Origin of the sequence: Siccirubricoccus soli, assembly GCF_024178315.1 — a bacterium.
Lineage (GTDB): Bacteria > Pseudomonadota > Alphaproteobacteria > Acetobacterales > Acetobacteraceae > Siccirubricoccus > Siccirubricoccus soli.
The window spans coordinates 1-17,442 of the sequence record NZ_JAMZIK010000108.1; the positions used below are offsets into that span (position 1 = coordinate 1).

At 73.3% G+C, this 17,442-nt stretch carries 18 protein-coding genes; 5 read left to right on the plus strand and 13 right to left on the minus strand.

Annotation, left to right across the window (positions count from 1 at the left end; translation table 11 throughout):
• Nucleotides 1-150: 150 nt before the first annotated feature.
• The 4 genes from NJ376_RS17210 to NJ376_RS17225 all read right to left on the minus strand — a co-directional run bounded on the left by NJ376_RS17210 (nt 151) and on the right by NJ376_RS17225 (nt 4,813).
• On the minus strand, nt 151-807 hold the full coding sequence (locus NJ376_RS17210) for an OmpA family protein (RefSeq protein WP_252954518.1): 657 nt from the start codon (nt 805-807) through the stop codon (nt 151-153).
• 63 nt (nt 808-870) lie between these two features.
• On the minus strand, nt 871-1,467 hold the full coding sequence (locus NJ376_RS17215) for an OmpA family protein (RefSeq protein WP_252954519.1): 597 nt from the start codon (nt 1,465-1,467) through the stop codon (nt 871-873).
• A 198-nt stretch (nt 1,468-1,665) separates the two neighbouring features.
• Nucleotides 1,666-3,069 carry a carbohydrate porin gene (locus tag NJ376_RS17220; protein ID WP_252954520.1) on the minus strand — a complete coding sequence of 468 codons (1,404 nt, stop codon included), beginning with the start codon at nt 3,067-3,069 and terminating at the stop codon, nt 1,666-1,668.
• A 328-nt stretch (nt 3,070-3,397) separates the two neighbouring features.
• Nucleotides 3,398-4,813 carry a carbohydrate porin gene (locus tag NJ376_RS17225; protein ID WP_252954521.1) on the minus strand — a complete coding sequence of 472 codons (1,416 nt, stop codon included), beginning with the start codon at nt 4,811-4,813 and terminating at the stop codon, nt 3,398-3,400.
• Nucleotides 4,814-4,955: 142 nt separating this feature from the next.
• On the opposite strand from NJ376_RS17225, the gene NJ376_RS17230 reads away from it, so the two are divergent.
• Both NJ376_RS17230 and NJ376_RS17235 read left to right on the plus strand, forming a co-directional pair.
• Nucleotides 4,956-5,663 carry an RraA family protein gene (locus NJ376_RS17230; protein ID WP_252954522.1) on the plus strand — a complete coding sequence of 236 codons (708 nt, stop codon included), beginning with the start codon at nt 4,956-4,958 and terminating at the stop codon, nt 5,661-5,663.
• 5 nt (nt 5,664-5,668) lie between these two features.
• Nucleotides 5,669-6,139: an acyl-CoA thioesterase gene (locus tag NJ376_RS17235; protein ID WP_252954523.1), complete on the plus strand. Its 471-nt coding sequence runs from the start codon at nt 5,669-5,671 to the stop codon at nt 6,137-6,139.
• Nucleotides 6,140-6,613: 474 nt separating this feature from the next.
• Here NJ376_RS17235 and NJ376_RS17240 read toward each other — a convergent pair whose 3' ends face one another.
• Genes NJ376_RS17240 through NJ376_RS17250 form a run of 3 tightly spaced genes read right to left on the minus strand, consistent with a single transcriptional unit; the run spans nt 6,614 to nt 8,881 of the window.
• On the minus strand, nt 6,614-7,804 hold the full coding sequence (locus NJ376_RS17240) for a DUF2336 domain-containing protein (protein ID WP_252954524.1): 1,191 nt from the start codon (nt 7,802-7,804) through the stop codon (nt 6,614-6,616).
• The gene (locus NJ376_RS17245) at nt 7,801-8,247 is read right to left on the minus strand and encodes a diguanylate cyclase domain-containing protein (protein WP_305879997.1); all 447 of its coding nucleotides are present in this window, start codon (nt 8,245-8,247) and stop codon (nt 7,801-7,803) included. Before NJ376_RS17245 ends, NJ376_RS17240 begins: the two co-directional genes overlap by 4 nt.
• Entirely contained in the window at nt 8,165-8,881 is a 717-nt protein-coding gene (locus NJ376_RS17250) for a hypothetical protein (protein ID WP_252954525.1), read from the minus strand. The genes NJ376_RS17245 and NJ376_RS17250 overlap by 83 nt, the downstream gene beginning before the upstream one ends.
• 291 nt (nt 8,882-9,172) lie before the next feature.
• Between NJ376_RS17250 and dapD the strand changes: the two genes are divergently transcribed.
• The 3 genes from dapD to NJ376_RS17265 are packed head-to-tail and all read left to right on the plus strand — an operon-like array spanning nt 9,173 to nt 11,760.
• Nucleotides 9,173-10,015, plus strand: a complete 843-nt coding sequence (dapD, locus tag NJ376_RS17255) for a 2,3,4,5-tetrahydropyridine-2,6-dicarboxylate N-succinyltransferase (protein ID WP_252954526.1) — start codon at nt 9,173-9,175, stop codon at nt 10,013-10,015.
• A 3-nt stretch (nt 10,016-10,018) separates the two neighbouring features.
• The gene (gene dapE / locus NJ376_RS17260) at nt 10,019-11,167 is read left to right on the plus strand and encodes a succinyl-diaminopimelate desuccinylase (protein ID WP_252954527.1); all 1,149 of its coding nucleotides are present in this window, start codon (nt 10,019-10,021) and stop codon (nt 11,165-11,167) included.
• Nucleotides 11,168-11,208: 41 nt separating this feature from the next.
• Nucleotides 11,209-11,760, plus strand: a complete 552-nt coding sequence (locus NJ376_RS17265; RefSeq protein WP_252954528.1) for a hypothetical protein — start codon at nt 11,209-11,211, stop codon at nt 11,758-11,760.
• Nucleotides 11,761-11,879: 119 nt separating this feature from the next.
• Here the strand turns inward: NJ376_RS17265 and NJ376_RS17270 are convergent, their stop codons facing one another.
• From NJ376_RS17270 to ccoP, 6 genes are read right to left on the minus strand one after another with little or no spacing between them, the layout of a single operon-like run.
• Nucleotides 11,880-12,092 carry a hypothetical protein gene (locus NJ376_RS17270; RefSeq protein WP_252954529.1) on the minus strand — a complete coding sequence of 71 codons (213 nt, stop codon included), beginning with the start codon at nt 12,090-12,092 and terminating at the stop codon, nt 11,880-11,882.
• A 3-nt stretch (nt 12,093-12,095) separates the two neighbouring features.
• Nucleotides 12,096-12,239 (minus strand): cbb3-type cytochrome oxidase assembly protein CcoS, encoded by a 144-nt coding sequence (gene ccoS, locus NJ376_RS17275; RefSeq protein ID WP_149536228.1) that lies wholly within the window; start codon nt 12,237-12,239, stop codon nt 12,096-12,098.
• On the minus strand, nt 12,236-14,596 hold the full coding sequence (locus tag NJ376_RS17280; RefSeq protein WP_252954530.1) for a heavy metal translocating P-type ATPase: 2,361 nt from the start codon (nt 14,594-14,596) through the stop codon (nt 12,236-12,238). Before NJ376_RS17280 ends, ccoS begins: the two co-directional genes overlap by 4 nt.
• Nucleotides 14,593-15,066: a FixH family protein gene (locus NJ376_RS17285; RefSeq protein ID WP_252954531.1), complete on the minus strand. Its 474-nt coding sequence runs from the start codon at nt 15,064-15,066 to the stop codon at nt 14,593-14,595. Before NJ376_RS17285 ends, NJ376_RS17280 begins: the two co-directional genes overlap by 4 nt.
• Nucleotides 15,063-16,562: a cytochrome c oxidase accessory protein CcoG gene (ccoG, locus tag NJ376_RS17290; RefSeq protein ID WP_252954532.1), complete on the minus strand. Its 1,500-nt coding sequence runs from the start codon at nt 16,560-16,562 to the stop codon at nt 15,063-15,065. The genes NJ376_RS17285 and ccoG overlap by 4 nt, the downstream gene beginning before the upstream one ends.
• Nucleotides 16,559-17,431: a cytochrome-c oxidase, cbb3-type subunit III gene (ccoP, locus tag NJ376_RS17295; RefSeq protein WP_252954533.1), complete on the minus strand. Its 873-nt coding sequence runs from the start codon at nt 17,429-17,431 to the stop codon at nt 16,559-16,561. The genes ccoG and ccoP overlap by 4 nt, the downstream gene beginning before the upstream one ends.
• Nucleotides 17,432-17,442: the final 11 nt, after the last annotated feature.

Here is a 17,442-nt window from a genome sequence, read left to right on the forward strand (position 1 = left end):
CGCCGCGCCGCCGCCGATCAGCAGCCCGGCCGGGCGCCGCCGCACGCTGGCGGCAGGGGCGCCGGCGGCGGGGGACGGTGCCTGCCCCGGCCGCAGGCGCACCGTCGGGTCCAGCTCATCGGCCATGCGCCGGGCCTCGGGGGGCTGGCGTCAGTTGCCGATGTTCACGACCTGGACGCGGCGGTTGCGCGGGTCCGCCACCTGCGGCCCGGTCTGGACCAGGAGCTGGCTGGAGCCGAAGCCGACGGCCACCAAGCGGTTCGGGTCCACGCCATAGACGCGGGAGAGGTATTCCCGCACCGCCGCGGCGCGGCGCTCGGACAGGGCCTGGTTCACCGCGGCATCGCCCACCGTGTCGGTATGGCCCTCGATGCGGAAGCGGTAGGGCGCCAGGTCCGCGGAAGCCAGGGCGCGGCCGAGCGGCGCCAGCGCCCGCTCCGCCTCCGGCGTCAGGGCGGCGGAGCCGGTGGCGAAGGTGACGGTGATGGAGACCGAAGGGGCGTCCACCGTGGTCTCCCGCGGGGCGGCGGGGGCGGGGCGGGCGGCGGCGACCGGCGCATGGGCGGCGGGTGCCGCCGCCGGAGCGGCGGCCGGGGCCGGGCGCCACACCGGCGCCGGGGCGGCCGGCGCCGCGGCGGCCGGTTGGTCAGTCTGCACCCGGATGCCGCGGCTGCCGGAGCCGGTGCTGGGACGCAGCCGGTCGATCAGCGACTGGGCGGCACTATCGCTCTGGGCGGCGACGGGACCTGGAAGGGCGAGCGCCAGGACCATCGCGCTCGCACCAAGAAACAGGGACAGGCGCAGCATCAAGGAACTCCTCGGCATCCAGGTCAGTCTAGCAGTTTGGTGACGTTATCGGAACGGCCTTGTTCAGCCGCCGAGATTGACGATCTGCACCCGGCGATTGCGGGCGTCCGGCGTCTCGTCGGCGGTCGGCACCGCCGGCTGGCTCTCGCCCAGGCCGATCGCCTCCAGCCGGCTGGCGGTGACGCCGAAGCGCTGCATCAGGTAGTTCCGCACCGCGGTGGCCCGGCGCTCGGACAGCGCCTGGTTGCTCTCCGTGCTGCCCACCGTGTCGGTATGGCCCTCGATGCGGAAGCGGTAGGCGGTGAGGTCGGAGGAGGTGAGGGCGCGGCCCAGCGTGTCCAGCGTCCGCTCCGCCGCCGGCGTCAGGGTCGCGGAGCCGGTGGCGAACTGCACCTGCAGGGAGGCGGTGCCGGCGGGCGGCGTCGGCGCCGCGGGGCGCGGGGCGGCGGCGGGCGTCGCCGCCGGGGTGGGGCTGGCGGGCGCCGGCTCGCTCGGCACCCGGATGCCGCGTGTCCCGGTGCCGGGACGGAGCTGGTCGATGAGCTGGTTCACCGTGGGGTCGCCGCCGCGCTGCGCCGCGGCCGGCAGGGCGGCCAGCAGCGGCGCGGCGGCCGTGGCAAGGGCGCAGAGGCGCAGCAGGGTGGGGGTGCGGGACGACATGGCGAAATCTCCGAACTTCCCGCAATCTAGCGAAACTTTCCTGTTCCGCATATGACAGCGCAACGGATGCTACCCCGGGTTGTGTTTGTAACTCCAGTGATTCCGCGGCTTTGCTTCGCCCTCGCGAGCCTTCACGGGATTTTGAGACGATGGCGGCGGACCCTGGCAAGCACCTGGGCCATGGCGGCCCCGGCGCCGTCAGAACGCCGTGTGCAACCGGAGGCCAAGAATCGGCACCGGACCACGATCCCGGTTATAGGCCGGATTGACGATGAGTTGCGCATCCATCGAGAGGTTGACGCCCGGCGCCAGCCGCCAGTCGTAATAGGCCTCCATCGCCGTCTCCGGCCCGTAATTCAGGCGGCCGTCGCCGGTGATGAAGCCGATTCCGCCCGCCTCCAGGTAGCGGCGCCGGCCGGCGCTGATCCAGCCGATGTTGACGCCGAGGCCCGCCGTGTCCCCCGGCCGGTCCCAGCGCTTGCCGTCGAAGGACAGGCCGGCGGAAACGGCGCGGTCCATCTCGGTGAACATCCAATTCTGCGTCCGGCCGTCATTCCAGGAGAGCCGGGCGAAGACGCCGACCCCGTCCGCCACCTCCTGCTCCAGATTGGCGGCGAGCATGTGCTTGAGGCGATAGCCCTGGGGGTTGATCGCGAAAGGCGCGGCCCCGTCCGGCGGCAGCTCCCCCCAGCGGGATTGCCGGGTGCGGGAGAGACCGTAGAGGAGGCGGATCGCCCCGGGCCGCCCACCCCCTTCCCAGAACCGGTCCAGCTGGCCGATCACCTGGTAGGCCCGGGTGATGGCGGGGTCGAGGAAAAGGCCATTGGCCTGCCGCGCCACCCGGAAGGCGCCGAGACGCACCCCCCAGCGCCCATCCTCCCACTCCACTGCCAGGCCTTCCGTCCAGCCCCGCGCATCGGCGGCGAAGTCGAAGGCCCCGGCCCCCACCAGCCCCCAGCCGAGGAATTGGGTGCGGGCGTCATGGGCGTAGAGATTGTCGTCGAAGATGTCCCAGACGGAGAATTTGCCAAGGGTGATCGTCACCCTCTCCCGCGCCCTGGTCGTGCCGAAGCGCAAGGGGTCGGCATCCTCTACCGTATCGGCGGACAGGGCGATGGTCTGGCGGAAGAAGGCGCGGGGGACGAAGAAGGTCGGCTCCGTGCTGCCCAGGCGGAAGGCCTCGTTGTTCGGGAAGCTGGCGACGCCGACGGAATTGGAGAGGCCGAAGCCCCGCGTCACCGAGGCATCCAGGATGACCTCCGCGCCGGGCCAGAGCTGGCGGCCGAGGATGAGGTCGGTGGAGAGGGTGTTGCGGGCATTGGCCGCCGGGCTCAGGCTGCCTTCCCCGCGATAGGGGGAGTGGAAGCGGCCATTGCCCTGCCAGACGAAGGTCGCCTGGCCGCGCAGCATCCAGCCCTGCTCTTCCAGCCGGTCTTGCAGCGCGGCGAGGTTCGGCAGCAGGGCGTCGTCCGGCAGGCCGACATTGGCCACGGCGGCGCTGCCATAGCCCTGGGCCGCCGCTGGGGCCACGGGGAGGACCCAGGCCAGCGCCGCGCAACCCCGCATCAGCCAGCGCCATGCCCGCACGACGATTCCCCGCATCTGGCCGCGGCGGTGTAGGTGCGGGGCAGGGGCGCTGGCAAGGCGCCGGCCATGCCCGACCCGCCGGGCGCCGTTGCCCGTGGCCATGCCCGGGGACCGGCGGTCTCTCTCGCGCCCCTCTCAGGGACACCGCTGCGGCCTGAAGGGGACGGACGCGTCCCGGCCCGCATGGCCCTGCGCATGGTGGCCTTCGGCGCCGTTGGAGGCGGCTGCGGCCGGCTGCGGCTAGAGCGCTTTCGGTTCACATGCGGTCACCGAAAACGCTCTACGCCTTTGTTCGCAGAGCAGATTCACGCCTTCGGGCGATGCCGCCCTGCGGCGATCTGCTCTAGAACGCCGCCCGCAGCCGCAGCGTGCCGACCTGCACCGGACCGCGCGCCGCATTGTAGCCCGGGTTGAAGATCAGCTGGGCATCGACCGCCGCCGTCAGGCCGGGTGCCAGCGCGACGTCGTAATAGCCCTCCAGGACGACCTCCGGCGCATAGCTCAGCCTGCCATCGCCCAGGATGAAGCCGAGGCCGCCGGCCTTCAGGAATTTCCGCTGCGGCGCATGCAGCCCGCCGATGTTCATGGCGAGCCCGACCGTGTCGTCGTCCCGGCCCCACCGCCAGCCATTCACCGAGACGCCGCCCGCGACCGACCAGTCCATCTCGGTGACCATCATGTTCTGGCTGCGGCCATCGTTCCAGCCGAGCCGGCCGAACACGCCGAGGGTATCGCTGACCTGCTGGTCCCAGCTCAGCGCGACCATCGCCTTGGTCCGGTAGGCGCGGTAGCGCTCGGTGTCCGCCTCGTCGGCCCGGACCGCACGGGTAAGGTCGTCATAGCGCGCGGAGCGGGTGCGGGAGGCGCCGAGCAGCACCCGCAGCGCGCCGGGGCGGCGCCCGAGCCACCAGAACCGGTCCAGCTCGGCGAGGAGCTGCCAGGCGCGGGTCACCTTGTCGTCCAGGTAGTCGCCGCCCTGGTTGCGGGTGACCTGGAAGGCGCCGAGCCGGGTTGCCCAGGTCCCGTTCTCCCATTCCACCGCGAGGCCATGGGTGTAGCCGGCCGCGTCGGTGGCGATGTCGAAGGCGCCGGCGCCGACCAGGGCGTAGTTCAGGAACTGGGTCCGCGGGTCGTGCGAGTAGCGGTTGTTGTCGAAGATGTCCCAGGTGGCGATCTTGCCGGCGGTGATGGTGATGCGCTCCAGCGCCAGCGGCCCGGCGAAGCGCATCGGGTCGTCATCCTGCCCGAAGGCGTCGTAGGAGATGTCGATGGTCTGGCGCAGGAAGAGCCGGGTGATGTTGGTGTCCCAGTCGCGCGTGCCGCCGTGGAAGCTCTCGGTGTTGGTCAGCCCGCCCAGGCCGTGATTGTCGGCGAAGCCGAAGCCGCGGGTGGGGGAGGGGACGAAGACGAGCTCGGCATTCTCCCAGAGCCGCCGGCCGAGCACGAGGTCGACGGTCTGCATCGCCGTGCTGTCATGCTGGCCGGAGAGGCTGTTCTCCCCGCGATAGGGCGCGCGGAAGCGCGGCATGCCCTGAAGGGTGTTGGTCATCTGGCCGCGCAGCAGCCAGCCCCGCTCCTCCATCGCCGCCAGCCATTCCTCGGCGCCCTCGATCAGCGCGTCGATGTTCCGCTCATAGATCGGGCCCGCGACGCCGCGCTGGGCCTCGGCCGGGGCGGGGACCAGCAGGAGCCCGGCCAGGAGCAGGAAGGGCAGGCCCCAAGCCACCCGGGCGCGGCGAAAGAGGCAACGGGGCAGCATGGGAGGGATTCGCTACCGGAACCGGCTGCGGCCCGTCCACCACCGCCCTTGAACCGACACGAAAGCTTCAAAATGCGAAGGGGGTTTGACCGCCGTCCCCGGCTTCGTGATCCTGGGCGGCATAGCCGGAGGAACAACCACCATGACCGAACGCGGCTTCACCCGGGCCGATCTCGACCTGTTGCGGCGCTGGGACACGCCCACGATCTGCAACGCGATGGAGCTGGTGGCGCCCGCCCGGCGCGGCCGCGGCTTCACCCTGCAGCCCTTCGTGGTCGCCGACCCCTCCCTGCCGCCGATCTGCGGCCTGGCCCGCACCGGCCAGATCCGCGCCGCCGCCCCCTCCGGCCGGACCAAGGAGCAGGATCGCGCCGCCCGCATCGGCTGGTACGAATACGTGGCGGATGCCGATTTGCCGACCATCGTGGTCATCGAGGACCTGGACGAGACCCCGGGCTTCGGCGCCTTCTGGGGCGAAGTGAACAGCAATGTCCACAAGGGCCTCGGCTGCCTCGGCTGCGTCACCTCCGGCTCCTTCCGCGACCTCGATATGCTGGCGCCGGGCTTCCAGATCATCGGCGGCATGATCAACCCCAGCCACGCCCATGTGCACATCGTGGATTTCGGCCGGGATGTGATCGTCCATGGCATGCCGGTGATGCATGACGACGTGGTGCATGCCGACCGCCACGGCGCGGTGGTGATCCCGGCCGAGGCGGTGCGCCAGGTCCCGGCCGCCATCGAGCTCCTCACCCGGAAGGAGGCGGTGATCCTGGAGATGGCGAAGCGCGACGATTTCGACATCCACAAGCTGAAGGACGCGCTGGCCCGCTCCGACGAGATCCACTGACCGGCATGGAAGGCAGCATCCTGGCGCCCCTCCCCGGCGGACCGCCCCTCGCGGTGGTCCGCCCGGACTGGGTGGACAATAACGGCCACATGAACATGGCCTTCTACCTGGCCGTGTTCGACATGGCGACGGACCAGCTCTGGCCGAAGCTCGGCCTCGGCCCGACCCTCCGCACCAAGGGCCTCGGCACCTTTGCCGCCGAGACCTGGGTGAACTACGTGCGGGAGGTGCATGAGGGCATGCCGCTGGCCTGCACCAACGAGGTGCTGGCGCATGATGCCAAGCGGCTGCTGGCGGTGCACCGCATGTACCACGCGACGAAGGGCTGGCTGGCGGCGGAGAACGAGGTTCTCTACCTCTGCGTCGATCTTGCCGTGCGGCGGGTGACCACCTGGCCGGAGGAGGTTGTGGCGCGGATCGCGCCGCTCTGCACCGGCCGCCCGGCCCGGCGGCTGGCGCTGAAGCGCCGGGACTGACTCCGCCGCGACGCCGCTGCGCGGGCTCGTGGAGGGGCGGTTTCGCTGGCATCCCGGGACCTCGCACGGCCTTTCGCGGCAAAGCGGCGGAAGGCCGCAGGGCGGCTGGTTGAAACATCCTGCAGAACCGCCGCGTGGCTTTGTGGGGGCGGAGTCGCATAGCCCTCAGCGGCGAAGCCGCCGAGAACGCCGGGCGGCGGACCCGAAGGGCGCACGAACCCGGACCAGCCTGACGAACCGGCCGGATTCGGGCCGCGTCTTTTCAAGTCATGCCGGCCGCGCGACATACGGAGCGTTGCCGGTCCATGGGCGCGCGGCCGGCATACTCCTGCGTTTGGCGCGCAGCCGCCACGCCAACCCCGCGCGCAATACCCGGCTCGGGAAGTCGGGGCTTTCCAAGCGGGGCGTCAGTGATCCACGCTTGGTGCCCCATCTTCGGTGCGCACATCCGGGGCCGGTCGCGGGCCGACGCCCTCAGCTCGCCGCATCCTCCTCGATCAGCAATTCAAGCTGCCAGGCCATCTCCGATTCGGTGAGCGGCCAGCCCCCATCCGGCTTGGGCGGCAGCGCGGCGGAGGGGGAAAGCTGCCCCAGCACGGTCTGCGCCAGCGTCGCGGACCGGGCGGTGAAGCCCGCCTTCCAGCACAGGCTGACCAGCCCCTTGGCGCTGCGCAGCCGCACCGCCCGCTGCACCGCCGCCTCGCCCAGCCCGGCCGCCCTGGCCAAGGCTGCGCTCATCGCCCCCCGGTCGCCCTGCATGCCGGCATTCTCGAAGGCGAGCTCGGGCGGCAGCTCCGCCGCCGCCTCCCGGTCCAGCCGCCGCTCCACCCGCTCCCGCAGCTCCTGCGCCAGCCCGGCATCCAGATCCTGCCGCGCCGCCAGCGCCTCCAGCAGATGCTCCGCCAGGCAGGCCGCCAGGCGCCGCGCCGCGGCGGGCGGCAGCAGCGGCCGCCGCACCAGGCTCTCCTGCCAGGAGAGGTGCCGGGCGGCGCCGAGGATGACGCGGTCCAGCGCCGCCTCCCGGATATTGGCGGAGGGGTTGTCGAGCAGCGCCGCCACCGGCTGCGCCGCCCCGGTCTCGATGATGGCCTCGGACAGCCGCTCGCTCAGCGCCGGCCGCCGGGCGATGGCGGTCAGCGTCTCTGGCACCGGCGGCGCCGCGACCAGCGCCAGCAGATCCTCCTCGGTCAGCAGGGGGGAAGCGAGGATGACCGGCTCCGCCACCTCCATCGCCATGTCCTGCGCCAGGCGCAGGATCAGCTCCCGCGGCGCGTCGGGCAGGGATTTCAGTTCCTCCGCCAGCACCGCCCGCACCGCGACGGCGGCATCCGCCACCAGCGCCTGCAGGGTCTGCCAGCGCTGCTGCCCGCGCCGATCCGCCGCAGCGGAGAGCGAGTAGGCGCAGGGCGCCAGCTTGCGGCCCAGCGCCGCGCGCACCTCAGGCGCCTGGTCTGCGGCCAGCAGGCGTTCCGCCTGCACCGGCGTCGCGCCATTGCCGGCCACCGCGGCGCGCACCGCCACCGCCCGGTCGCTGGCCAGGAAATAGAGGATCTCCGGCGCCGCATCGCGCTGCGCCGCCAGTGCCACGCGCTCCGCCTCGCTGCCGGCGGCGGCGATGCGCTTGGCGGAGTCGCTGACCGCCGGCGGGGACTGGGTGCTGCTCATCCCGCCATCTCCGCCCGCGGCGGCGGCGCCAGCCGCCAATGCCCGCGCCCGCCGCGCTTCACCGCATACATCGCCGCATCCGCCGCGGCCACCAGCGCATCCGGCCCCTGCGGCGCCCCGGCCGCGCGCACCGCGCCCCCGATGCTGAAGCTGAGCTGCGGCCCCTGCCGCCCCGGCGGCCAGGGGGAGAGGCTCAGCGCCGCGGCGCAGAGCGCCGCCGCCCGCCGCCCCGTCGCCGCCGCATCCGCATCCTCCAGCCACAGGGCGAATTCGTCGCCGCCGAGCCGCGCCGCGAGATCGACCGGCCGCGTCATCTCCCGCAGCACGCCGGCGACGGCGACCAGCGCCGCATCCCCCGCCTCATGCCCCAGCGTGTCGTTGATCGGCTTGAAATTGTCCAGGTCGATGAAGAGCAGGCCGCCGCGCTCGCCCGGCCGCTCCAGCCGCCGCCGGCAGGGGGGCGAGGAGGGGCAGCAGTTTCGCCGCATCCGCCCCGTGCTGCCGGGTGATGATGGCGGCCCCGCCCGGGGCCAGTTCCAGCAGCGCGGTGCCGCTGCAGCCAATGGCGGCGGGCAGGGATTCCAGCGTGGCGGCCAGCATGCGCGGCGCCAGCACCTGGCGGCGCACCCGCCGCACCAGCGTCTCCAGCGCGGCGGCGCGGCGCAGCGCGGCGGCCTGGGCCTCCGCCTCCTGCACCTCCGCCGTCACCTCCCGGCCGCAGCCGCGTAAGCCCGCATAGGCGCCATGGCCATCCGTCAGCGGCGCCAGGGCCAGGCTGAAGCAGGCGGGCGGCTCCACCGCATGGCGCAGCCAGGTGCGCAGCCCGCGCACCGGATGCAGCAGGGCGAAGGGGTCCGGCTCCGGATGCAGCAGCAGGATCTGCGGCGGCCTGCCCAGCAGCCAGTCCGCCGGCCAGCCGCGGAAGGGGTCGGGCGAGAGGAAGGAGAGCCGCCCGGCCGCATCCGTCTCGAAGGCCAGGTCGGCGGCAAGCGCCGCGATGTCCCGCCAGCGATGCCGCGATTCCAGCAGCGCAGCGCGGAATCCCGGCTCGGCCTCCGGCGACGGCAGGACGGCCATGTCCCGGGCGGCTGCACCCGGCGCACCTTTCGTTTCGGGACTCGGCATGGCGCGCAGGGTGCACGCGCCGGGTGAACGCTGCGTTATCGTGCCCGGCCTTCGGCAGGCGAGGGTGCGGACCCGCCCCCGGGGCGGTCTGCCGCCACGGGCCCGCGGCGCGCCGCCGGGATGATCCGCTCCACGGGCCGCGGCACGCCGCCGGGGCAGGGCCCGCCCCGGTGGCCGCAGCCGGTTGACACCCGCGGCCCCCCCTCGGCATGGTCCGCGGCCTTCCGCTCGGGACCTTCCGCCATGGACCTCGCCGCTCTCGCCAGCCGCATCGAAGCCCTCTGGGCGCGGCGCGACACCGTCTCCTCCGCCACCGGGGGGGAGGACCGCGCCGCCGTCGAAACCGCCCTCGAAGCCCTGGATGCCGGCCAGGCCCGGGTGGCGGAGCCGGATCCGGCCGCGCCGGGCGGCTGGAAGGTGAACCAGTGGCTGAAGCAGGCCGTCCTGCTCTCCTTCCGCCTGACCGATTCGGCGCCGATGGACACCGCCGCCGGCGCCTATGACAAGGTGCCGCTGAAATTCGCCGATTGGGGGCCGAACCGCTTCCGCGAGGCCGGCTTCCGCGCCGTGCCCGGCGCCGTCGTCCGCAAATCGGCCTACATCGCCCCGGGCGCCGTGCTGATGCCGAGCTTCGTCAATGTCGGCGCCTGGGTCGGCCGCAACACCATGGTGGACACCTGGGCCACCGTCGGCTCCTGCGCCCAGATCGGCGCCAATGTCCATCTCTCCGGCGGCGTCGGCATCGGCGGGGTGCTGGAGCCGCTGCAGGCCAACCCGGTCATCATCGAGGATGACTGCTTCATCGGCGCCCGCTCCGAGGTCGCCGAGGGCGTGGTCGTCGAGCGCGGCGCGGTGCTCTCCATGGGCGTCTTCCTCGGCGCCTCCACGAAGATCATCGACCGTGCCACCGGCCAGGTGCATGTGGGCCGGGTGCCGGCCTATTCCGTGGTGGTCCCCGGCAGCCTGCCGGGCAAGAAGCTGCCGGACGGCACGCCCGGCCCGTCGCTCTACTGCGCCGTCATCGTGAAGACGGTGGATGCGCAGACCCGGGCCAAGACCAGCATCAACGAGCTGCTCAGGGATTAGGACTTGTCCCGCAACACCCCGGCCGACCCGCTGCCGCTGGCCCAGGCGCTGATCCGCTGCCCGAGCGTCACCCCGGCCGATGCCGGGGCGCTCGCGGTGCTGGAGGCGGCGCTGCAGCCGCTCGGCTTCACCTGCCACCGGCTGCGCTTCGGCCCGAAGGGAGAGGAAATCGAGAACCTCTACGCCCGCCGCGGCACCGGCGGCCCGCATTTCTGCTACGCCGGCCATACCGACGTGGTGCCGCCCGGCGAGCAGGGCTGGGCGGACAGCCCCTTCTCCGGCGCGGTGAAGGACGGGGTGCTCTATGGCCGCGGCGCCTGCGACATGAAGGGCGGCATCGCCGCCTTCATCGCCGGGCTGACGGACTACCTGGCCGCCCATGGCGACAAGCCGGGCAGCATCTCGCTCCTCATCACCGGGGACGAGGAAGGCCCGGCCAAGGACGGCACCGTGAAGGTGCTGGAATGGATGGCCGAGCGCGGCGAGATCCCGGACATGGCGCTGGTCGGCGAGCCGACCTCCAAGGTCGCGCTCGGCGACATCGTCAAGGTCGGCCGCCGCGGCAGCATGACGGCCTATATCACGCTGTACGGCACCCAGGGGCACAGCGCCTATCCGCAGCGGGCGGACAACCCGATCCACCGCCTGGTGCGCGTGCTGCACCGCCTGACCGCCCAGCCGATCGACCAGGGCAGCGAGTTCTTCGAGGCGACGACCCTCCAGGTCACCGGCTTCGATGTCGGCAACACGGCGAACAACGTCATCCCCGCCGAGGCGCGGGCGATGCTCAACATCCGCTTCAACGACCTGCACAGCAGCGCCAGCCTGACCGAGCACCTGCATGCGGCGCTGAAAGCGGAGGAGGCGCGCTACGACATGCGCGTCGAGTGCAGCGGCGAGAGCTTCCTCACCTCCCCCGGCCCCTTCGTGGAGGCGCTGAAGCGCGCCGTGGAGCGCAGCGCCGGTCGCACGCCGGCGCTCGATACCGGCGGCGGCACCTCGGATGCCCGCTTCATCGCCCGCTACTGCCCGGTGGCGGAGCTGGGCGCCGTCGGCGCCACCATGCACAAGGTGAATGAAAGCGTGCCGGTCGCGGAGCTCCGCGATCTCGCCGCCCTCTACCGCACCGTGCTGGAGGAGGTCTTCGCCTGAGCGGCGCGGTCCCGCCCCCGCCCGGTCCGCCCCCGCTCCGCATGGTGATCGAGGCCGGGCTGCGCGGCGCCTCCTACCTGGCGCGCGGCCGGGCCGAGGGGCTGATGCTCATCGAGGACACGCCGGCAGGGGCGCTGCGCAGCTTCTGGGCCGCGGCGATCTGCCTGCCCGCCTTCCTCGCCCTCCGCCTCTTCGATTGGGGTCAGGGTGCGGGGACGGGCGGCTTCGGTCAGACGCTGGCCGCGGAGTTCCTCGGCTATGTCGTCTCCTGGGCGGGGTTCGGCCTGGCCTCCCGCCGGCTGGCCGCGGTCATGGGACGGCAGGCGGAATGGCCGCATTTCCTCGCCGCCTTCAACTGGGCCAATGTGGTCCAGTACCTGGTGCTGATCCTGCTGACCCTGCCCGGCCAGGCGCTGCCGGGCGTGCTGTCCTCCGGCCTCACCCTGGCGGCGGCGGGCTATGCGCTGTGGCTGGAGTGGTTCATCGCCCGCTCGGCGCTGCTGCTGCCGGGGGGGCAGGCCATCGGCTTCGTCGCGCTGGACCTGCTGGTAACGCTGATGGTGCAGTCGGTGGTGAACGGGCTGGCGCCTTAGGCGGGGCGCTGCCCCGCGCCCCGGCAGAGGGCGCTGCCCTCTGCACACCCGCCGGGGCCAGGACCTGGCCCCGGACCCCGCTCTGGGTTTGGACCCGACGGTCCAATCCGCAGCGGCGCTCAGCCCTGTCGCGCAAGCCTCTCGCCCTCGTCGAAGCCGCGCTTCAACAGGAAGAAGCCGAAGCCCAGGCCGAAGCCGATCAGCCCCCAGCCGAAGATGGCGATGCCGAGATCCTGCGCCATCGCCGCGGCGATCAGGCCCAGCAGCGCCAGCAGGCCGGAGACGGCCAGCAGCACCACCCGGAGGGCGGGGAATTGCGGTTGGGCGGCCATGGGTCACTCCTTCTCGTCGAACAGGATGCGCGCGGCCGCCCCATCCGGGTCGTCATACTGCCCGGTGCGCAGCGTCCACACGTAGAAGATCAGGGCCAGCAGCCCGAGCAGCAGGGCCAGCGGCACCAGAACGGTCAGCACATTCATCGCGCGGCCCCCCTGCCCAGCTTCAGAGCGTTCAGGATGACGATGAGGGAGGAGGAGGCCATCACCAGCGCCGCGATCAGCGGCGTCGCCAGGCCCAGCATCGCCGCCGGCACCGCCACCACATTGTAGGTCAGGCTGAAGCCGATATTCTGCCGCGCCGCCGCCTGGGCCCGCCGCGCCACGGCGATGGCCGCCGGCAGCGCCGCCAGCCCCTCCGCCCGCAGCACGAGATCGGCGGCGCCCTGCGCCAGATCCGTGGCCCCGGCCGGGCTGGCGGAGGCATGGGCCAGCGCCAGCGCCGCCGCATCGTTCAGCCCATCGCCCAGCATCAGCGGCTTGCGGCCGGCCTCCCGCAGCGCGGTCAGGCGCGCCGCCTTCCCCGCCGGTGCCACCCCGGCCTGCCAATCGGGAATGCCGAGCAGCGCAGCCGCTTCCGCCACCGCCGGCGCGGCGTCGCCGGAGAGCAGCTCCGTCGTGAGGCCGAGCTGGTGCAGCGCCGCGATGGCGGCGGCGGCATCCGACCGCAGCTTGTCCGCGAAGCGGAAGGCAATCGGCGCCGCCGTCTCATCCTTCCGCCAATAGAGGGTGAGCCCATCGGCCGGGGCGGACAGACCGCAGAAGGCGGCGCTGCCGAGCCGTTCCGCGCCGCGCCGCAGCCCCGCGCCCGGCACCTCCTCCACCCCCGCAGCCGGCACTACGTCCGGGCAGGCGCGCAGCAGGGCGCGGGCGAGGGGATGGCGGCTGCTCGCCGCCAGCGCCGCCGCCCGTTCCAGCGCGCCCTGCGGCCGCGCCGGGTCCGGCAGCAGGGCGGGGGCGCCCAGGGTCAGGGTGCCGGTCTTGTCCAGCACCACATGGTCGCATTCCGCCAGCCGCTCCAGCGCCGTCGCCGAGGTGACCAGCACCCCGCGGCGGAACAGCACCCCCACCGCCACCACCTGCACGGCCGGCACGGCGATGGCGAGACCGCAGGGGCAGGTGATGATCAGCGCCGCCACCGCCGGCACCAGCGCCGCCTGCCAGGAGACGCCAACCCACAGCCACCAGCCGAGGAAGGTGGCCAGGGCCACCGCATGCACCACCGGCACGTACCAGGCGGCGGCGCGGTCGGCGATCGCCACGTAGCGCCCGCGCGCCTGCTCGGCCTGGGAGAGCAGCCGGGCAAGCTGCGCCAGCGACCCCTCCATCGCCGCGGCGGTGACGCGCTGGGTGAAGGCGGCGCCGAGATTGATGGCACCCGCCGGCAGCGCCTCGCCCGCCGTGAAGCGGCGCGGCAGGCTTTCGCCGGTGCTGGCGGCGGTATCCAGCAGCGCCTCGCCCGCCTCCAGCACGCCGTCCAGCGCCAGCCGCTCGCCCGGCGCCACCAGCAGCCGCTCGCCGGGCTGCACCGCCTCGGCGCCCACCCGCTCGGCGCGGCCATCCTCGGCGAGCCGCATCACCTCGGCGGATTGCATCGCCAGCAGCTCGGCGCAGGCCTGGCGGGCGCGCTTGCGCGCCGCCCGGTCCAGCACCCGCCCGCCGAGCAGCAGGAAGAGCAGGGCGGTGGCACCGTCGAACCAAGTGTAAGGGCCGTTCCGCGCCGCCTCCGAGAGCGACATGGCGGTGGTCGCCAGCACGCCGAGCGAGACGGCGACATCCATGTTCACCCGCCCGGCGCGCAGCCCGGCCCAGGCGGAGCGATAGAAGGGCAGCCCCGCCACCAGCACCACCGGCAGCGCCACCAGCGCCGCCAGCCAGTGCAGCAGGGCGCGCGTCGCCTCCCCCATATCGCTGCCGGCCCAGACGGCGACGGAGAGCATCATCACATTGGTCGCGCCGAAGGCAGCGATGCCCAGCGCCCGCATCAGGGCGCGGCCCTCGCTGTCCTCCGCCGCCTTCAGGCAGGCCGCCGACCAGGGCGCCACCTGGAAGCCGAGCCGCGCCACCAGCCGGGCCAGCGCCTCGGCCCGCGCCGCCGGCCCCTGCCAGGCGATGGACAGCCGCCGTCCCGTCAGGCTGGCCCGGGCGCGGGTCACGTCGGGCTCCGCCGCCAGGGCCTGCTCCACCAGCCAAACGCAGGCGCCGCAGGTCAGGCCATGCAGCATGAGGTCGAGGCTGTGGCTGCCCTCCCGCCCCGGCACGGCGCGCGCCGCCCACTCCACCGGCGGCAGCTCGGCCGGCTTCTGTGCTCCCACTTCCGCCCCGTCCCGCCGCCGGTAGAAGGCGTCCAGCCCGAGGCCCGAGATCAGCGCCGCCGCGCCCTCGCAACCCGCGCAGCAGAAGCGCCCCGCGCCCGCCGGCAGCGCCGCGCCGCAATGGGCGCAGACGGGGGCGGAGAGGCCGGGCTCGGCCGGGGCAAGGGAGGCGGGCAGGGCGCTCATGGCAGCACCAGGCGCTGGCGGTGTTCCACGCGGTCCGCGCCGGCGGCGAGGGTGAGGATCGCCTCCCATTGCCCGGGCTCGGCGGCGAGCGGCGCGCGCCACAGCCCGGGGCCGACCGGCGCAAATTCCAGCGCCACCCCCTCCCGCGCCAGCGGCCGCTGCAGCCGCGCCGCCACGGTGACGCTGGCGGGCAGCGGCACGCCCGCCCGGTCCCGCGCCCGCAGCAGCAGCGAGCCCCCCTCCACGGCCAGCCGTGCCTGCCAGCCCAGCGCCTGCTGCCGCGCAGCTTCCTCCAGCACCTGGCCGTAATGCCGGCCGCGGTCATAGGCGCCGCCGGTGGTGGTGCCGGCGTAGGTGCCAAGGGCGGCCCAGACCAGCACCAGGTTCACGGCGAGGACGAGTGCCATGCCGCCGACGAAGGCCCAGGGGATCCATCTGCCGCGCGGCGCGGCGTGCACGGTCGCAGTCATGGCTTCGGCCTCAGGAAGACGGTGGCGCTGCTGGCCAGCGCATGGCCGCCGCCCGGCGGCAGCAGGCGGATGGTGACCGGGGTGCTCTCGGCCGGCGGCAGGGCGGCTGCAGGGAGGGTGACCAGCAGCCGCCATTCCGCCACGCCATCCGCCTGGGTGGCGACCAGCGGCCGCCCGGCGGCATCCAGCCCCGGCCCGTCCAGCACCTGCCAGGAGGCGCCGCGCGGCAGCCCCTCCACCTGCACCGCGAGCTGCGCGCTGGCATGCCGCCGGTCGGAGAGCTTCAGCGCATAGCCGTTGCGGATGCCGCCATCGGAAAGCCGGACATAGACCGGCTGGCGGTCCCGCAGCACGTCCAGCGCCACCTCCTGCCGTGTCGCCAGGCCAAAGACCATCAGCGCGGCGACGACGCAGGCGACGCCGGCATACATCAGGCTGCGTGGCCGGATCAGGCGCGGGATGCGCCGCGCCGCCATGCCCGGTGCCAGCCGCGCCTCGCCCGGCGGCAAAGCGCTTGTCGCGGCGGCGGAGGCGGCGAGGTTCACGTCCGTCTCGAAGGCGATCAGCCCCGGCGCGCGGCCGAGCTTCCGCATGATGTCGTCGCAGGCATCGATGCAGAGGCCGCAGCCGATGCAGCCCATCTGGTAGCCGTCGCGGATGTCGACGCCGGTGGGGCAGGCATGCACGCAGGCGCCGCAATCGACGCAGTCGCCGGCCTTCGGGTCCTTCGCCTTGCCCCGCGTCTCGCCGCGCCAGGCGCGGTAGGCGACGACGAAGCTGTCCGCATCCAGCATGGCGGACTGGAAGCGCGGCCAGGGGCACATATAGGTGCAGACCTGCTCCCGCGCCCAGCCCGCCAGGAGATAGGTGGTGAAGGTGAACAGCGCCATGCAGCCGAGCACGCCGAGCGGCACCTCGACATGCAGGAATTGCAGGAAGAGCGTCGGCGCGTCGTTAAAGTAGTTCACCCAGGCGCCGCCCGTGGCCTGGGCGATGAACAGCCAGGCGGCGTGCTTGGCCGCCTTCCGCCCCCGGTCCTCCCAGCTCCACACCTTCTTGCGGTCGCGCCGCATCCGGGCGTTGCGATCGCCCTCGATCCAGCGCTCCACCAGCATGAAGAGGTCGGTCCAGACCGTCTGCGGGCAGGCGAAGCCGCACCAGACGCGGCCGGCGACGGAGGTGGCGGCGAAGATCGCGATGGCGCCGAGCACGAGCAGGCCGGTGAGGTAGTAGACCTCCTGCGGCCAGATCTCGAGCCAGAAGAAGAACAGCCGGCCCTGCGCCATATCGACCAGCACCGCCTGGTCCGGCATGCCCGGGCCGCGATCCCAGCGCAGCCAGGGCAGCAGGTAGTAGAGGCCGAGGCAGAGGATGAGCACGGCCCACTTCACCCGCCGCACCGGACCGCGCACCGCCTGCGGATAGACCCGCTTGCGCGGCGCGTAGAGCGGCTGCTCCTCGGGGGCGAGCTGCTCCGGGGACGGGATGCTGGTCATTGCCCTTCGGTTCCGCCCAGGCTGTGCAGATAGACGACCAGCATGCGGATCACCGCCGGATCCAGCCGCGCGCCCCAGGCCGGCATCACCCCGGCGCGGGCATAGGAGATGCTGCGCGCCACGCTCGCCCTGTCGCCGCCATAGAGCCAGACGGCGTCGGCGAGGCTCGGCGCGCCCAGCTCCCGGTTCCCCTCGCCGCGCTCGCCATGGCAGGCGACGCAATTCTCGGCGAAGAGGGAGGCGCCGCGCGCTGCCGCGGCGGCATCGGTGCCGCGGCCGGAGAGGCTCAGCACATGTTCCGCCACGTCGCCCACCTGCGCCGCGGTCAGCATGCCATCCGCCAGGAAGCGCGGCATCTGGCTGAGCCGGGTCTCGGCATCGTCCGGCGCGCGGATACCGTGGCGGATGGTCTGCTCGATCTCGGCGAGCCGGCCGCCCCAGAGCCAATCATCGTCGGCCAGGCTGGGGAAGCCGCCCGCCGCGCCCTGGCCGCCGGCGCCATGGCAGCCGGCGCAGCTGTTGCCGAAGGCGGTGCGGCCGCCGGCGATGGCATAGGCGCGCAGTTCGGCATCGGCCAGGATCTCCGGCAGCTCCGCCTGGCGCAGCCGCGCCAGCATCGGCTCCGCTGCGGCGATCCGCGCCGCATGGTCGGCATCCGCCTCCTGCCGGGCGATGCTGCCGAGCAGGCCGGTGCCGGTGAAGGGCAAGGCCGGGTAGAGCACCAGCCAGAGCAGGGAGAAGGCGATGGTGGCGTAGAAGGTCCACAGCCACCAGGTGGGCAGTGGGGTGTTCAGCTCCTTCAGCCCGTCCCATTCATGGCCGGTGGTGGTGGTGCCGCTATGGGCATCGCGTTCGGGTGCATTCGCCATGACGGCGATCT

Excerpts from the sequence above, each read along its gene's own strand:
- NJ376_RS17210 (WP_252954518.1), bottom strand. The coding sequence starts at position 807 with ATGCTGCGCCTGTCCCTGTTTCTTGGTGCGAGCGCGATGGTCCTGGCG.
- NJ376_RS17215 (WP_252954519.1), bottom strand. The coding sequence starts at position 1,467 with ATGTCGTCCCGCACCCCCACCCTGCTGCGCCTCTGCGCCCTTGCCACG.
- NJ376_RS17220 (WP_252954520.1), bottom strand. The coding sequence starts at position 3,069 with ATGCGGGGAATCGTCGTGCGGGCATGGCGCTGGCTGATGCGGGGTTGC.
- NJ376_RS17225 (WP_252954521.1), bottom strand. The coding sequence starts at position 4,813 with ATGCTGCCCCGTTGCCTCTTTCGCCGCGCCCGGGTGGCTTGGGGCCTG.
- NJ376_RS17230 (WP_252954522.1), top strand. The coding sequence starts at position 4,956 with ATGACCGAACGCGGCTTCACCCGGGCCGATCTCGACCTGTTGCGGCGC.
- NJ376_RS17235 (WP_252954523.1), top strand. The coding sequence starts at position 5,669 with ATGGAAGGCAGCATCCTGGCGCCCCTCCCCGGCGGACCGCCCCTCGCG.
- NJ376_RS17240 (WP_252954524.1), bottom strand. The coding sequence starts at position 7,804 with ATGAGCAGCACCCAGTCCCCGCCGGCGGTCAGCGACTCCGCCAAGCGC.
- NJ376_RS17250 (WP_252954525.1), bottom strand. The coding sequence starts at position 8,881 with ATGGCCGTCCTGCCGTCGCCGGAGGCCGAGCCGGGATTCCGCGCTGCG.
- dapD (WP_252954526.1), top strand. The coding sequence starts at position 9,173 with ATGGACCTCGCCGCTCTCGCCAGCCGCATCGAAGCCCTCTGGGCGCGG.
- NJ376_RS17265 (WP_252954528.1), top strand. The coding sequence starts at position 11,209 with ATGGTGATCGAGGCCGGGCTGCGCGGCGCCTCCTACCTGGCGCGCGGC.
- NJ376_RS17270 (WP_252954529.1), bottom strand. The coding sequence starts at position 12,092 with ATGGCCGCCCAACCGCAATTCCCCGCCCTCCGGGTGGTGCTGCTGGCC.
- ccoS (WP_149536228.1), bottom strand. The coding sequence starts at position 12,239 with ATGAATGTGCTGACCGTTCTGGTGCCGCTGGCCCTGCTGCTCGGGCTG.
- NJ376_RS17280 (WP_252954530.1), bottom strand. The coding sequence starts at position 14,596 with ATGAGCGCCCTGCCCGCCTCCCTTGCCCCGGCCGAGCCCGGCCTCTCC.
- NJ376_RS17285 (WP_252954531.1), bottom strand. The coding sequence starts at position 15,066 with ATGACTGCGACCGTGCACGCCGCGCCGCGCGGCAGATGGATCCCCTGG.
- ccoG (WP_252954532.1), bottom strand. The coding sequence starts at position 16,562 with ATGACCAGCATCCCGTCCCCGGAGCAGCTCGCCCCCGAGGAGCAGCCG.
- ccoP (WP_252954533.1), bottom strand. The coding sequence starts at position 17,431 with ATGGCGAATGCACCCGAACGCGATGCCCATAGCGGCACCACCACCACC.